General features: G+C 53.5%; 12 protein-coding genes and 1 pseudogene. 1 reads left to right on the forward strand and 12 read right to left on the reverse strand.

Going from position 1 to position 14,864, the window contains the following annotated elements; translation table 11 throughout:
- Positions 1–680 precede the first annotated feature (680 nt).
- Genes AC2FLA_RS21725 through AC2FLA_RS21740 form a run of 4 tightly spaced genes read right to left on the reverse strand, consistent with a single transcriptional unit; the run spans position 681 to position 4,935 of the window.
- Positions 681–1,529, reverse strand: a complete 849-nt coding sequence (locus AC2FLA_RS21725; RefSeq protein ID WP_496725245.1) for a hypothetical protein — start codon at positions 1,527–1,529, stop codon at positions 681–683.
- 53 nt (positions 1,530–1,582) lie between these two features.
- On the reverse strand, positions 1,583–2,410 hold the full coding sequence (locus tag AC2FLA_RS21730; protein WP_496725247.1) for a class I SAM-dependent methyltransferase: 828 nt from the start codon (positions 2,408–2,410) through the stop codon (positions 1,583–1,585).
- Positions 2,340–3,872 carry a hypothetical protein gene (locus tag AC2FLA_RS21735; protein WP_496725249.1) on the reverse strand — a complete coding sequence of 511 codons (1,533 nt, stop codon included), beginning with the start codon at positions 3,870–3,872 and terminating at the stop codon, positions 2,340–2,342. Before AC2FLA_RS21735 ends, AC2FLA_RS21730 begins: the two co-directional genes overlap by 71 nt.
- Positions 3,859–4,935, reverse strand: a complete 1,077-nt coding sequence (locus AC2FLA_RS21740) for a glycosyltransferase family 2 protein (RefSeq protein ID WP_496725251.1) — start codon at positions 4,933–4,935, stop codon at positions 3,859–3,861. The genes AC2FLA_RS21735 and AC2FLA_RS21740 overlap by 14 nt, the downstream gene beginning before the upstream one ends.
- A gap of 533 nt (positions 4,936–5,468) precedes the next feature.
- Between AC2FLA_RS21740 and AC2FLA_RS21745 the strand changes: the two genes are divergently transcribed.
- Positions 5,469–6,500: a GlxA family transcriptional regulator gene (locus AC2FLA_RS21745; RefSeq protein WP_496725253.1), complete on the forward strand. Its 1,032-nt coding sequence runs from the start codon at positions 5,469–5,471 to the stop codon at positions 6,498–6,500.
- On the opposite strand, the gene AC2FLA_RS21750 is transcribed toward AC2FLA_RS21745, so the two are convergent.
- The 8 genes and pseudogenes from AC2FLA_RS21750 to AC2FLA_RS21785 all read right to left on the reverse strand — a co-directional run.
- A complete protein-coding gene (locus AC2FLA_RS21750; protein WP_496725255.1) occupies positions 6,478–7,410 on the reverse strand; it encodes a 3-hydroxyacyl-CoA dehydrogenase NAD-binding domain-containing protein in 933 nt (310 codons plus the stop codon). The genes AC2FLA_RS21745 and AC2FLA_RS21750 overlap by 23 nt on opposite strands.
- Positions 7,410–8,150, reverse strand: a complete 741-nt coding sequence (locus AC2FLA_RS21755) for an SDR family NAD(P)-dependent oxidoreductase (RefSeq protein ID WP_496725257.1) — start codon at positions 8,148–8,150, stop codon at positions 7,410–7,412. The genes AC2FLA_RS21750 and AC2FLA_RS21755 overlap by 1 nt, the downstream gene beginning before the upstream one ends.
- Positions 8,150–9,568, reverse strand: a complete 1,419-nt coding sequence (locus AC2FLA_RS21760; protein WP_496725259.1) for a gamma-aminobutyraldehyde dehydrogenase — start codon at positions 9,566–9,568, stop codon at positions 8,150–8,152. The genes AC2FLA_RS21755 and AC2FLA_RS21760 overlap by 1 nt, the downstream gene beginning before the upstream one ends.
- Before the next feature lie 10 nt (positions 9,569–9,578).
- A complete protein-coding gene (gene kce, locus AC2FLA_RS21765; RefSeq protein WP_109312331.1) occupies positions 9,579–10,511 on the reverse strand; it encodes a 3,5-dioxohexanoate:acetyl-CoA acetone transferase in 933 nt (310 codons plus the stop codon).
- Positions 10,511–11,305 carry an SDR family NAD(P)-dependent oxidoreductase gene (locus AC2FLA_RS21770; RefSeq protein WP_496699849.1) on the reverse strand — a complete coding sequence of 265 codons (795 nt, stop codon included), beginning with the start codon at positions 11,303–11,305 and terminating at the stop codon, positions 10,511–10,513. The genes kce and AC2FLA_RS21770 overlap by 1 nt, the downstream gene beginning before the upstream one ends.
- A 5-nt stretch (positions 11,306–11,310) precedes the next feature.
- Positions 11,311–12,837, reverse strand: coding sequence for a choline-sulfatase (gene betC, locus AC2FLA_RS21775; protein WP_496725261.1), 1,527 nt, complete (start codon positions 12,835–12,837; stop codon positions 11,311–11,313).
- On the reverse strand, positions 12,834–13,955 hold the full coding sequence (locus tag AC2FLA_RS21780) for an aromatic ring-hydroxylating oxygenase subunit alpha (RefSeq protein WP_496725263.1): 1,122 nt from the start codon (positions 13,953–13,955) through the stop codon (positions 12,834–12,836). The genes betC and AC2FLA_RS21780 overlap by 4 nt, the downstream gene beginning before the upstream one ends.
- A 648-nt stretch (positions 13,956–14,603) precedes the next feature.
- A pseudogene (locus AC2FLA_RS21785) lies at positions 14,604–14,864 on the reverse strand (GTP-binding protein); the annotation flags it as partial.

A 14,864-nucleotide genomic window follows, 5' to 3' on the forward strand; every position in this document is an offset into this window, starting at 1 on the left:
GGTGCCCGAAGGTCTTCCTGTCAGCAATCGCCCTCGCAGCACTCGTTATCTATTGGCTATGAGTCCTGACCCTAGCTGTCGTTGAATGGCAAAACTATGTGTCGCCCGACACTTTGATGTCAGGCGACACATAGTTCTGCCACCAGCGACAGAACCTTTCCATTTTCGCCTCACTTCCTTCATCCAGCACCTGGATCAATTTCAATGATCCTGACTTCCCTTTTGGGAAAATCAGGACTGATTTGCAGATCAGACGCCGAAGGTGCCTGTTCCTGCTGATCTGTCACGTGGCGAACGCGGATTGGGGGCGAGGCAATGCTATTCGACAATGGTGGTGCGGCCCGCAGGCGCAGCCGAGGACACGGTGTTGTCTAATAGGGTTGCCCGAGGGGGAAGGCAGCGTCTTACCCCTGATGGCCCCAAAACAAGTGCGGCGGTGCGAGCTACGCCGTTACATTTAGCGCCAGAACACGTTTTTTTAAGAGAATGGGCGGATGCGGTCGTTCGCTGCGTACGCGAAGAGTGGCTCGGTTGAGGGCAGCGCCCTCACCCTGACGGCCAGTGGCGTTTGGCTTGTCCAAATCCCGCTGGCCCACAAAAAAAGTCGATGGCCAATATTCCCGATTCGTCTTGAGCTCCCCCCCCAAAAAAACCGTTGGCGAATCTATTAAACAATCAAACTACACTCTGGAGACACCAATGCGTAGGGCGGCCAGAGCGCCTGTTAGAAAGCAAAGGACTTCACCGATCGTAGTCACGATCCTGAACAGAACCGAAGCCAACAGGATTGTTTCTATTGGGGCAGTGGCACTTAAAAGAGCTATAAGAACGGCTTCGCGCACACCAAGCCCGCCCGGTGCGCCCGGGGTTATGTAACCGGCGATCCATGCTGCAATCGCAGCCGCAACCATAAGTATTGCGGGTTGGGCTTCTACAAGGCTGCATAGCGTTGCGAAGATAAGGCCAAACATCAGCATAAAAGCCGTTGATAACAATACTGGGGACCAGAAGCGTTGAAACCAGTACTCAATGCGCCCGCTAAGGCGCATTAAACCTCTAAGGGTCAGACATATCGCTCCGGCCAGAAAAACAGTAGCAGCAAAGCCCGCAACTGTAGAGAACTTAAAATATTGTGCCAGATAGATCGGACTAAGCAGGAGCAATGCGCAGATCGCACCGATTGGCGTGATCGAAATTTCCATCGCAGTGGCACGGGCCAACGCGCTATCGCTTAGCGCTCCACCGCGCAACCAAATTGCCCGCCCCAGCAAATGGGCGACATTGCCAGGGATGTAGCGAGCGATTTGCGACGAGGTGAAGGAAATATAGGTCCGGCTGCGCGGCTCGTGCCCAAAACCGTTGATAATTCTGTGCCAGCCTTCGGCCAGGATAAAAAGCGATGCACCATAGCAAAGCGAGAGTATGACAAGAATGGCTAAAACGCCTTGAGTCGGTCGCCAAGCACCAATACTGGACCAGTTTTTCGAAAACTCATGTGCCAGGAACCACAGCGATGCCGCAATCAGCAAAAGACCTGCGAATTGTACTGTATGCCGCTTTACCCGTGGAAACTTCATACCCGCTAACTCTGGTGAAAGAGGAGCGTGGTTTCGTCAGGATAGGGTAAAGATGGTGTCAGGCCACGATGGCGATGAGCCTCAAGGCCGCAAGTGTCAATCGCTGCGCGGTAACGTCTGCGATGCGAGTTATCAAAGACGATGACCCCGTTTGGTGCCAATGAGGCAACTGCATGCTTCAAGCAGGCTTGACGTGCCCGCCCGTCGATGACGATCACATCGAAGGAGGCGTCTCCAGATTGCTCAATCGATTTAGCGTAGGTCTCAAAATTTTGGCCGACTTCGCCTGATTTACGCGACGCATAGATCGGGTCATCGGCCTTTGTTGCATCCGGCTCGACAAGACGCAGATCAACTGGCGCAAGTCCGGTCATAGTGTCGAGATATTGCCGCAAACGGGTGTGCCATCCTGCGTGGTGTTCAATACTCGTGACAGACGCTGCGCGCCGCGCGAGCCAAACAGTGCTTGCTCCGGCGCCATATTCAAAGACGCGGGCATTTTCCGTGCGGTCCAAAATGGCACTGGCTTCGTCGATGGCTTTGTAGCTCCACCACGGCACGTCCAGCGCGATCATCTTTTCCATGTCGTGAATTGCAGAAAGGCTGTGTAACCAATGAAACGCGCGGGAGTCTTTTTCGCGCTTTTTGATGGCATGCATGACACGGGTTTGTTCCAGAAGACTACCAAGGCCCTGCGCCATACCGACATATGTGTTTTTTGCTATGCGTGCAGCGACCATCTTCTTTCCTTTTGCCCTTTTTTCAATACAGCGTTCTGGGAGAGCGACAGATTTTTGCGATGCGCTCTTCCGAGATTGCTTTTCGGCTTGCAATGTCCTGGCACATATCAAAACTCCATACGGCCATGGCACTGCCGGGAGTTTCTGCAAATTTCGCGGCGTACTTTAGAGATATTCCGGTGTTTACGATGAAGCCAAAGAAAACAACAAGAATGATCCCCATGGGTTTGGCACTTAAGATCGGGGCCGTGACAATACGAGGTGTCAAACGTGCAATCCCGACAATCGACAGAGCTGCAACAAGCGGCCAGAGATCAACATGATAGCGTAACGTAACCGTCGCATAAGAGAGCGTGACAAGCGCCGATGTAGCCGTGCCAAGGACAAGCCCAGTCCAAGGACCGATGGCTGTGCGTCCCGCGGCAAGACCAGCAGTGGCAAAGAGTGCCCACACAGCCCACATAAAGACAATACCGCTTCCGGGACCTTCGATGCGCACCTTGCCAAGCCAGCTTTGCGTTGCCTTAAAATAGGCCTGCTTTGCGATTGCGTTTCCCGCAGGCATCACAGTCTCTGGTGGTTGAAACCCGTAAAGCGCCGCGTTTGGCGCAATCCTTTTCAGGTTGAAGCGGCCGTACTTTGTAAAGGCCGCCGCGCGTTCACTGTCGACCTGTTCAAAACCCCAAAAAGTCATGGCGTGTTGTATCGGGCCCTTGGCAAATGTGCCGTGTGTTGTAGCGGTGTCGCCAAACCGCATGGAGTTATATACTGTGTAGCTTGTACCGCCGACCCCAAGAAGAGTGAGCGCGATTAACACGGGCGCGATGGCCATTCGGCGCTCTTGCCAAAGCAGGATCGCACTGGCCGCCAGAACCACAGTGAAAAGCCCGACGGCAACATTTGGTCGCGCATGGACTGAAAGTGCTGCAAGAACGGACATTCCAATGATCATCCGGCGCAACGGCAGCCCAGAGTAGACCACCTGCACCCAAAGAAAGACGACACCCGCAGTGAGAGCATAACTGACCGCAATGGGTTCCTGATAAAGGGACACGTTCGAGGCCATGATCAACCCCGGCCCGCCGGCCCAGACCGCAATTGCAAGGTATGTCGACCACAACGGTGCATTGCGTCCCGACGCGGGCCAAACGCTCTCCGCCACTTTGTAAAACGCTGCATAGTAAAGCGCACTGCCCAGCGTGCTCCAGAACCATATCGAAAACGGCCCCAAGGGCGTTGTTGCAATGTCAACAAATGGTGCGAACACCAGACGTGTCATAAGTGGAGCAAGTCCGTGATAGAGAAACCCAGTGCCGTCAGGTGTGAAATGTCCCTCATATCGTAATACACGAGCGGGCAGGTCGAGATGACCATCCAAAAATGCCAGGAACGCCTCGTCATAAAGGCTCCAGCCAAAGGACTTCACCTCCATTTGCGCCAAGAAACCAAAGATGAGCCAGCCATAGACCAAAGCGCCCATCACCGCGCTGATCAAAACTGCGGTAGCAACACGTCGTCTTTGCGGAATAGGAAGTGCGCGATCAGTCACTGACATGGGTTTCACGTCCGGACTCTTGCGTGTTTTCAGAGAGCGCCATTTCCAGCTTGCGCACGCGGGTCAGCGTGGCCTCGGCCAAGCGCCGGTTGGTGGATATCGTATCGCTTAGAAAGGCGACAAGAACCGTCACGTAGCCAGCCATCAAAAACACGCCACCCAGCACCAACGACTGAACATGCCCATCTCCTTGCCCTAACGCATAGAAATACAAAAACCGAGCGATTGGGGCTGCGCCAATTGCCAGCATGATCAACCCAGCCAAGAGGAAGGTTCGCAACGGCATATACATGACGCAACTGCGCAGGATCGTCACAATCTGTTTGCGGATGAACTGGAACGTGGATTTGAACAGACGTGACGGGCGTGTCGCAGAGTTTGTGCGCACGGGCACTGATTTGATTATCAACCCCTGCCTGCCTGCGTGGATAAGTGTCTCAATCGTATAGCTGAACCGGGTCATGACATTAATCTGCAAGGCCGCATCCCGCGAATAGGCACGAAATCCCGTCACCGCATCACTTGCATCGACGGCTGCAAGGCGACGGATCACAGAGCTGCCAACTCGTTGCAACAAACGTTTCGTCCTAGAGAACTCTTGATTGGTGCCGGGGTTGCGATCGCCTAGAACAATATCCGCTTCCCGGTCGACAATCGGGCGCACAAGGTCTGGAATCGAACTGCCGCAATACTGATTGTCGCCATCGGTATTCACAATGATGTCGGCCTGGGCTGTGAGCGCACTTTCGATTCCAATCTGAAAGCTATTGGCCAATCCCTTGTTGCCCTTTTGTTGAATGACGTTGTCAACACCAAGCCGTTTGGCAACTTCGACAGTGTTGTCTGTCGATCCGTCATCAATCACCTGAATCCAAACTTGACCGATACCGTCAATCCTGCGCGGGATACCCGCCACAACCTGCGGCAAGGTCTGTTCTTCATTGTAGCAAGGGATTTGAACGACCAACTTAAGGAGCTTTTGCCCCGGGGTGCGTGCGACATCAGACGATTGCATAGCAAAAGGGTCATGACCCTGCTCGAACTTTTGATACGTAATTGTCATGCCGATGCCCAAAAAACCCGTCGTTCCGTCGGGAAAACTCCCGTGGCGGTCCTTAAGAGTTGACAGATTAATGTGGCAGTAATTCGCCGAAATGTTGCCGTCCCTCGGACAATCCAACAGTCGATTATAGACAGGGCACAGCTGGCAAACAACAAAAGTTTTAATCGCGCACCTGTTCGCAGCTGCAGCGATCTTCGCGCCGCATACGCGCACAGCACGATTTTGCTAAGTCATCTTTGGGCTCGAAATATCAATTCATACATTCAGGCGATACGCTGCTTTGGAACCTAGGCCCCTTCTTGCTTGCCACTATTGTGAAAGCGGACATTCAAAGACCTTCGGGTAGAAGGTCCTCCGACGTAATCGTTAGGGACTTGGTGAAAAAATACGTTGGAATGGTCCAAACTGATTGAGATCCAATCCCCTCGGCCTAACCTTCGCACTTAGGCAGTGCTTGCCTCAGTACTTTGGTGTTTTTTGCGTATTTCCGAAACATAATTGACAATTTTGGACGCTGTTTTACAAAATCGGCCATGACGCAGCCAATAGATCGCAAGCTAGACATAGTTGTTTTGGTGAGTTCGCATTTTAATGTTTCGGCGACAACTTCTTTCGTGGATCCATTCAGAGTAGCAAATTACCTGACAGGTTCGGCTCGATTTTCTTGGACCTATGTCTCAGACCCTGGTGGTCCAATTGAATCCAGCAGCGGCTTGGTCGTTGACACTGCCCCATTGGCGGAGGTGGTGAGGCGCAAGCCTTGGATGGTTCTGGTGAGTACAAGTTGGACACCTGAGCGTCACGGGACACCTCAATTCAAGGTAGCCCTGCAGAAATGGGAATCGGGTGGAGCAATTGTTGGTGGTTTGGATACCGGCGCGATTGTACTTGCGACGGCTGGACTACTCAAAGGAAAGACCGCAACGGTTCACTATGAACACATCGACGCCTTTGCCGAAACGGCCCATGACACCACCGTGTCAGAGAACATGATTATTATGGATGGAAAGATTTTCACTTGTTGCGGGGGTTCAGCAGCAACCGATCTGGGATTGCGGTTTGTACATTCTGTCGCTGGTGAAAGTATCGCCAATGCATCTGCTCGATACCTTTTTCATCACAACGTGCGCGGTGAAGGCCAATCACAGAACCCCAAAGACTTGGAACCGCTGGGGTACGTCACCTCTGGGGTGGTAAGGGACGCGATCGATTTGATGGAGGCGCACTTGGAAGCCACTTTGTCGATCCCTGAAATATCAGCGAGGTTGAAGATTTCGCAACGACAACTTAGCCGATTGTTTCAGCAATATGTCCATAAGTCGCCGATTGAGTATTACCGCGACATTCGCCTTGATCGCGCGCGCGGATTAGTGACGCAAACTGAGCTTAAGTTCAGCGAGATTGCGGAAGCATCAGGGTTTAATGGACAGGTTCATTTCAGCCGGGCATACCGCAAACGATTTGGATTGACACCCAGTGCGGATCGCATTGAAGGCCGCACCCCGTTCGAGTTTCGCGCTTGGCCAATGTTCAAGCCTGACATCAAGTCCGAAAGTGTTGGGTAGCTTTTTGCATCGCTGTAAGCATCTTGTCGCGTTGCGCTGATAACTCTTCGGTACTTTGCCCCTGAGTTTGATCGTTAATGCCATCGACCAGTTTCTTGATGACATCCTCATCAAGACGAGGGTCGCCCAGGTCGTCCCACCAGCCATTGAATGTGTCTTTGAAATGGTCACAGAATGCCTGCAGGCCACCATCGCCTGCACCTAAGTGAAAAAGGGTTGTCGGACCCATCGCAGCCCACCGAAGTCCCGGGCCAGCCCACATCGCTTTATCGATGTCTTCGACACTGGCAACACCTTCGACCGCCATATGAACGGCTTCGCGCCAAACTGCGGCTTGCAAACGGTTCGCGACATGTCCTGGCATGCCTTTCTTGATCCGGATCGTGATCTTACCAATGTCTTTGTAGAAAGCTTCTGTGCGGTCCAAGACATCTGAACCGGTGGAATCGTTGATGGTCAATTCGACCAATGGGATGAGATGCGGTGGGTTAAATGGGTGACCAAGGATCAATTTTCTGGGATCGCGCCATCCCTCTTGCAAAGCTTCAAGCGTCAGGCCGGAAGTTGAGCTTGAAACTATTGCGTTAGGGTTCAACTCTGGCTCAATCCCGGCATAGGTCGAATGCTTGATTGGCAGTCTTTCTGGCACGTTCTCCTGAACAAATTGCGCGCCCTGGACAGCCGCCTCGGCGGTTGAAACGAAAGTGATAGCGTCGGGTGTGGCCCTATCTGTGAGGTTCAACTCGTCCAGTGCCGGCCAGGCTTTTTCGACATAAGAGCGAACGGATGCTTCGGTATTCGGATCGGGATCAAAGACCGTCACGCTACGACCCGAGGCGAGAAACAACGCGGCCCAGCTTGCCCCTATCACACCGGCTCCAAGAATGGCGGTTCTTTCAATTTCTGACATCACGACAGTCCCGGATTAAGGGGGGAGGCCGCCGTCAGGCCACCGTCCACCGTGAACAACTGGCCAGTTGCAAAAGACGAGTCGTCAGAGGCCAGCCACACAGCCATCGCTGCAATATCGGCAGGTTTGCCAAAGCGTTGGACCGCGTGGCGAGCCAGCGCGTCGGATTTGGCCTTTTCCGGGTCATGCGCGAGGTCAAACGCTGCATCCAGCATGCCCGTTTCAATCCATCCCGGGCAGATCGCGTTGCAGCGCACCGCTGGTCCGTGGTCCACTGCAATAGAGCGTGTGAGCCCATGCACAAACGCTTTTGACGCATTGTAGAGCGCCATCGATGGGTCCGCGGCATTGCCCGAGATCGAACCTATGTTGATGATCGAGCCACCTTGCGACATTTCTGGAATGAAGGCACGACAACAGTTAAAAACGCCTCGCGCATTTACGCCCATCACTAAGTCCCAATCCGCGTCCGAGCTTTCGGTCACAGTTTTTTCGACCTGAACGCCGGCGTTGTTTACAAGGATATCAGTCCCATCGACTATACTGACGATCTCTGCAACCGCTTCGGCGTCAGACACATCCAGTGTGTACCAAATTACGTTTTCTGGCAGATCATCGGGTTGAGGGCCGCGCCCGCAGGTAATGACAGTGGCCCCTTCAGCCATGAACGCCTCAACAATGCCCCGCCCAATGCCCTGCTTGCCGCCTGTAACAAAGGCCCGTTTTCCAGCCAACCGCATCAGTGTGCCACCATGACGTGACGGATCGCAGTATAAGCGTCCAATGCATAGACCGACATATCACTGCCTGTGCCCGAGCCTTTCATCGCGGCCCATGGCATCTCGGGGGTCGCGACCCCATGCGTGTTTACCCAGGAGAATCCATAGCGCAACTTGGACGTCATTTGCATTGCTCTCCCAACATCTCGTGTCCAAACCGATGAGGCCAATCCGTAAGGTCCGTTGTTGGCGATCTTCAACGCATCTTCTGCCTCGGAAAAACGAGAGACAGTTACAACAGGTCCAAACACCTCGTTGCAGGCAATCTCTGCAGTGTTGTCGACATTGGCAATGACTGTCGGCTGGTAGAAAAAGCCGTCTTCTTCGCCAGACGCCCCACCGGAAACGATTTCAGAGCTGCAGCGTGCGCGATCGACAAAACCAGCCACACGATCCCGCTGTGCCGCAGAGACAAGCGGGCCCATTTCCGTTCCTTCAGCTTTCGGTGCACCAGTCTGGATCTGGCCAACCTGATCGGCAATCGCAGCCACAAGTTTGTCGTAAACACTGTCTGCAACCATCACGCGGCAAGGCTGTGCGCAGTCCTGACCGGCATTGAAGTAGCTGCCATATCGGATCGTCTCGGCCACAGCATCGAGATCAGCATCATCAAAGACAATGACCGGCGCCTTGCCGCCCAATTCCAGATGAACGTGTTTAATTTTCTGGGAAGCAGCCCGCATTGCAGCCATGCCTGTCGCCGGAGAGCCCGTAACACTGATCCCTTCCATCTGCGGGCTGTTCATCAAGGTATTTCCCACGCCGAGCCCGCGACCATGAATCACGTTTAGCACGCCTTTTGGCAGAACATCTTGTAACAATTCTGCAAGTCGCAAAGTAGATAGCGGCGTGATCTCGGAAGGTTTCAACACCACCGAACATCCTGCTGCAATTGGTGCGGCAATCTTCCAGGACGCCATCATCAGCGGATAGTTCCACGGCGCTATGGCCGCGACAGGGCCAATGGGGTCGCGCCGGATCATCGAGGTATGACCCGCGACATACTCTCCAGAGGCAGACCCCATCATGGTGCGCGCAGCCCCGGCGAAAAAGCGAAAGACATCGATCGTCAGCGGCATTTCGTCATCATGAGTCGATGGCCAGGGTTTTCCCACATCCAAGCTCTCAAGTTCTGCCAACTCCTGGCTGTTCGCCTCGATAATTTCAGCTATGTGAAGCAATATCGCAGCGCGTTCCGCGGGGGTCGTACCCGAAAAGGTCTCAAATGCCTCTGCCGAACCGCGCACTGCCGCCTCGGTCTGTGCATCGCTGGCCTCTTTTACTGTGCATATGATTTCGCCTGTTGCAGGGTTCAGGATTTCCAACGCCTCTTCGGTACCTTCGACCAATTCGCCATTGATCAACATTTTCGTCTGCATAAGCGTCTCCTCAAAACCCAACCTGATCGCCGCCTTTTAGTGCGAGCCGCATGCGCGCTTCTGCTGGCGTCGCGACCGTAAGGCCAAGGTTTTCTACGATTGATCGGATGCGCGTAACCTGCTCCGCGTTAGATTTGGCCAACTCACCTTTGCCAATGAACAGGCTGTCTTCGAGACCAACCCGAAGGTTTCCGCCGCGCAATGCACTTTGGGTTGCAAAAGGCATTTGGTGACGGCCAGCGGCAAGGACAGACCATTCGTAATTCTCTGCCCCGAACAGCTTGTCCGCTGTGTTGTGCATGTGGGTTAGATGGTCTGCATCCGCGCCAACGCCACCCAAGATGCCGAACACCATCTGAATGAAAAAAGGCGGTTTGATCAGGCCTTGATCCACGAACCATTTGACGTTGTAGAGATGTCCAAGATCATAGCATTCGAACTCGAACTTGGTGCCATGATCACCACCAAGTTTTTCAATGGCGTAACGAATTGTTTTGAAGGTGTTGGGAAAGATGAAGTCCTCTGTCATCTCCAGGAATGGCTGTTCCCAATCATGCTGAAACTCGGTGTATTTCTGCAGCATCGGAAAGATGCCAAAGTTCATAGAACCCATGTTGAGAGATGCCATCTCTGGGCTAGTCGAAGTTGCGGCCAGCAGGCGCTCATCCATCGACATACCCAAACCGCCGCCGGTAGAGACATTCATCACCACATCAGTGGACTGTTTGATCACAGGCAGGAACTGCTGAAATAGCTCGGGTCGGGGGTCGGGTTTGCCGGTCTCTGGATGCCGTGCGTGCAAGTGAATGATCGACGCGCCGGCTTGTGCCGCTTCAATACTTGCTGTCGCGATCTCGGCAGGCGTAATCGGCAGATGTGGTGACATCGACGGCGTATGGATGCCCCCTGTGGGTGCGCAGGTGATGATGACGGATTTGGGCATCAGAGCTTCATCTGCTGCACTTGTGCAGACAGCCCCCCGTCCAGAACCCACAACTGGCCAGAGGCATACCGTGCTTCGTCGGAAGCAAGCCAGTTAACCAGGTTTGCAATGTCCTGTGGCGTCCCGTAGGTGCGCGTCGGATGAACATCGCGCACGGCCTGTTGCAGCGTTTCAATATTGCCGCCGCCGCCACCAGATCCATCTCCGTTGAAGAAGCTTTGCAGCATTGGGGTATCGATATAGCCGGGGCAGATGGCGTTTACGCGGATACCTTCGGGGCCATGATCGCAAGCCATTGCGCGGGTCAAAGCGTGTACTGCACCTTTGGTTGCGCAATAGGCCGCAAGGCCCGGATCAGCAATGAACCCATCGTAGGAGCCAAAATTGATGAGGCTTGCGCTATTCCCTGTCTTCGCCGCTTCGCGCATCAATGGGATGGCGTATTTCGAGGTCAGGAACGTGCCCGTGGAATTAACCGCAAAGCTTTGGTTCCATTCCTCCAGCGTGGTCTCTTCAACCGTTTTTTCGATCTCGATCCCGGCCGCGTTTACTAAGATGTCCAACTTTCCTTGTGTGGCGCGCACATGATCCATCGCCGCAACCGAGTCTGCCTCTTGAGTCACATCCAGCTTAACAAAATGACTGCCATCTTCGTCGTGCTGGTCTAACGATCCTTCCGGTGTGAGGTCAGCTGCAAATACTGTTGCCCCTTCTTTTAGGAACCGCGCGACAATTGCACGCCCGATGCCACCGCGCGCGCCGGTCACAAGGGCAATTTTTCCGTTCAGCATCATTGGCTTCAATCCTTCAAAGGCGGATAGCGGTAGCGACTCGCGGCCACCGTCCAATCCAAGTTGTTGCGGACATATTGCTGACTTGCATCAGATGGTGGGTTGTAATCCCATGGCTCGCTGGCACCTGCTTCCATCGCGGCATGTAACGCGCGGCGTGATCTCTGCGTGGCGATAATCTTCTTTCGCAATTCACTACCGTCCCACCGTTCCGCGACTTCGGCTGCAAAGCGGGCTGCCGGGTCAGCATAGTCAGGGTCTGTGGCAACATTTTTTGTTTCCAGCGGGTCAGCGTTTAGGTCGTAGAGCTGCGGCGGGTCGCTGTCGCAATGAATGTATTTTAAAGGGCCGCGCCGGATCATGATTACGGGATAGCCCGTCATCTCGGCACAATACTCACCGATGGCTTCATCAACTGGGTCGTATTCGCCACGGGCCAAAGGCATTAGACTGCGGCCGTCGATCGGTTCTCCGATCATCGTCTCATTACCGCCGCCAATATCGATAAAGGTCGGCAGCAAATCGACCAGCGACACTGCATTCTGCGTTGTCCCCACTACAACGCCCGGCCCGGCCATGACCAGTGGAACGCGCGCAGAGTGTTCAAAGAAATTCATTTTATACCACAGCCCACGTTCGCCCAGCATGTCGCCGTGATCCGCAGTTACAAACACTATGGTGTTGTCCAACTCTCCCGTCTCTTCGAGGGTCTGAATCAGCTCCCCGATCTTGCTGTCGAAGTAGCTGACATTGGCCAGATAAGCATGACGCGCGCGACGGATTTCTTCGTCTCTGAGCGGCACATATGATGCTTCGATCCCATCCATCAACCGACGCGAGAACGGGTCCTGATCCTCCGTCACGGGTGTAAAGGACGGCATGTCGATCTCATCGTCCGAATAAAGATTCCACCATTCGGGCCGCGCAACGTAAGGATCATGCGGGTGAATGAAGCTTACCACCATCGCAAAGGGCGCGTCGTTCCCACGTGCTTTGTCTCGGGCAACATCGAAGAGCCAGCGATTGGCGGCAAAGCCGACTTCATCGTCATAGTCGATCTGGAAGGTCGCATGGGCCAAACCGCTTTCCTTGACGGTTTGCATGTTATGATACCACTTATCGATCCGCTCATCAGGCGCTTCCCAATCCGGGGTCCACGCGAAATCTGCGGGGTAGATATCGGTTGTTACCCTGTCTTCGAACCCATGCATCTGATCTGGGCCAACGAAATGCATCTTGCCTGAAAGACAGGTCCGGTAGCCTAGCGATTTAAGGTAATGCGCAAATGTTGGCACCGAGGCTCTGAACTCGGATGCATTGTCATAAGCTGCAATGCGGCTGATGTGCTGGCCCGACATAAAAGCAAACCGTGAAGGTGCACAGAGTGGAGAATTGCAGTAAGCCGCATCAAAGCGCATGCCGCGCGCGGCTAACGCATCAAGGTAGGGTGTCTTGGCAACCTTGTGCCCGTATGCCCCAGTGAAGTGCGGTGCCAATTGGTCCGCCATTATCACGAGGATGTTTGGTCGCGTCACACAGCACCTTTTGCGTAAGCGTCCAAGACTAAGCCATGGAAGTGATGTACGGCGTGCTCGGATTTGCCGGAACCATCCGGGTCATTGACGATCCGACCTTGGGTGAACGCAGGTGTGTTCATCCCGCGCTGCACACTTTCGACAAGGCTGATATCTTCGACCTGAAGAACTTCATCCAGGTAACGAATTGCGTCCAACTCCATCGCGTCGGGTTCCGGCGTCTCAAGGAAGAAGTCGTAAGTTTCAAGCGTCCGATCTGGCCCAACAGGGATGATGTTCAACACGATCATGCTTGACCGTCCCGGATACCGCATCAGGCAGGTCGTTGGGTAGAGCCACCAAACCGCATGGGTTTTCACGGTGGCATTCGACACGTCATAAGCGGAATTCGGATTTGTGCCCGCGTCAGCCATATGGCTGGAGTAAATGCCGTAGGTCGTAACCTTGTAGGTATCCATATCCACGAGGTCACAAAAATCCTTGTGCGCTGTAGGACAGTGATAGCACTCTAGGAAGTTGTCCACGACGTTCTTCCAGTTGGATTTGATGTCATAGGTCAGACGATGGCCAAAAGTGAGTTGATCCACATCCGGTGCCCAATGGCGCACTTCGGTTTCCAAGTTGCCGGATTGTTCTGACAAAGAAGCTGCCATCGGATCCAAATTGACGAAAACAAAGCCGCAAAATTCCTCGACCTGCACTGCATCGAGACAAATCTCGTCTTTCCTGAAATCTTCGAGGTTTTCGGTATGTGGTGCACGGGCCAATTGCCCGTCAAGTTTATAGACCCAGGCATGATAGGGGCACATGATCCGCGTTATATTGCCTTCGCCCGACAGCAATTCATGCGCACGGTGTTTGCAGACATTATAAAAGGCACGAAGCTTACCCTCTTTATCACGCACAACTGCAATGGGTTGGCCGGCAATATCCACTGTTACATAAGATCCCGGCTCACGTGTTTTCTCGACATGACATACCCATTGCCAAGTTTTGGAGAGGATGGCGCAAAGGTCTGCGTCAAACCACTTGCGCTCGGTGTAGGCAGCAGCCTGCAATGAGCTGGAGCGCGATGGATCAGCATGATAGCCAAAGAAAATTGTATCTGAATCAGTCATGATTGCGTCTCCGATGTTAGGTTAAATCTATTTCAAGTGGGATTCGGAGCTATGTTTAATCAGCCGCTAGTTTGATTATTTTCGCCAAGCATTTGGCTTTGAGGGACACCGTATTAATCCATCAAGCATTGGATTTAGCTGACAAGCGAATGCTGGACCCTTGCCGGCACCTGTTCAGCGGTCATTCGTGCACATTGCAGCAATCGGCAAAATGGGCTCACAACGGACCTTAGCCGCAGCATCAATGAATGGCTGCTACCGTTATTGGGTCAGAAATGTTTGACGTTTGGGTCAGAATTGAAAGACGCAATTTACCCATTTGTTGAGGTTTTGGAAGTCGGTTGAGTCAGGAAACAGTGACGTTCCACATCCATGTAAGGCGCACATAGTTCTGCTACCAGCGACAGAACCTTGCCATTTTCGCCTCAATTCCTTCATCAAGCACCTAGACCGATTTCATTGATCCAGATCTCCTTTTGGGAAATTCAGAGCTGATTTGCAGATCAGAGGCCGAAGACGCCTGTTCCTGCTGATCTGCCACGTGATGAACGCGGATGGGGGCGAGGCATTGCTATTCGACAGGGGTTTTGCGATCCGCAGGCAGAGCCGAGGACAGGTACCGTCAATTTTGCATCTTCGTTCCGGGAGCTAAGTCACTTCTAAAATCATTAATCCCCCCTGCTTCACCAGGAGGTCAACAATTGCGCTAACCCCCTTTTTGTGACGAAGGGACGTGAACAAAAAAAGGCCGTCCATTGCTCATTCCGACTGCATCTCTTTCCATGAACACCAGTGAAGCGCCAACATGCGGCGCCAGATCGGTTTTGTTTACGACCAGGATGTCGGATTTTGTTATTGCCGGTCCGCCTTTTCGCGGGATTTCCTCTCCAGCGGCGACGTCGATCACAT

The organism is Ruegeria sp. CDSA033, assembly GCF_059612305.1.

Bases quoted from the DNA above. Each gene is read 5' to 3' on its own strand.
- AC2FLA_RS21735 (WP_496725249.1), bottom strand. From the start codon at position 3,872: ATGTCAGTGACTGATCGCGCACTTCCTATTCCGCAAAGACGACGTGTT.
- AC2FLA_RS21740 (WP_496725251.1), bottom strand. From the start codon at position 4,935: ATGACAATTACGTATCAAAAGTTCGAGCAGGGTCATGACCCTTTTGCT.
- AC2FLA_RS21745 (WP_496725253.1), top strand. From the start codon at position 5,469: ATGACGCAGCCAATAGATCGCAAGCTAGACATAGTTGTTTTGGTGAGT.
- AC2FLA_RS21750 (WP_496725255.1), bottom strand. From the start codon at position 7,410: ATGTCAGAAATTGAAAGAACCGCCATTCTTGGAGCCGGTGTGATAGGG.
- AC2FLA_RS21755 (WP_496725257.1), bottom strand. From the start codon at position 8,150: ATGCGGTTGGCTGGAAAACGGGCCTTTGTTACAGGCGGCAAGCAGGGC.
- AC2FLA_RS21760 (WP_496725259.1), bottom strand. From the start codon at position 9,568: ATGCAGACGAAAATGTTGATCAATGGCGAATTGGTCGAAGGTACCGAA.
- kce (WP_109312331.1), bottom strand. From the start codon at position 10,511: ATGCCCAAATCCGTCATCATCACCTGCGCACCCACAGGGGGCATCCAT.
- AC2FLA_RS21770 (WP_496699849.1), bottom strand. From the start codon at position 11,305: ATGATGCTGAACGGAAAAATTGCCCTTGTGACCGGCGCGCGCGGTGGC.
- AC2FLA_RS21780 (WP_496725263.1), bottom strand. From the start codon at position 13,955: ATGACTGATTCAGATACAATTTTCTTTGGCTATCATGCTGATCCATCG.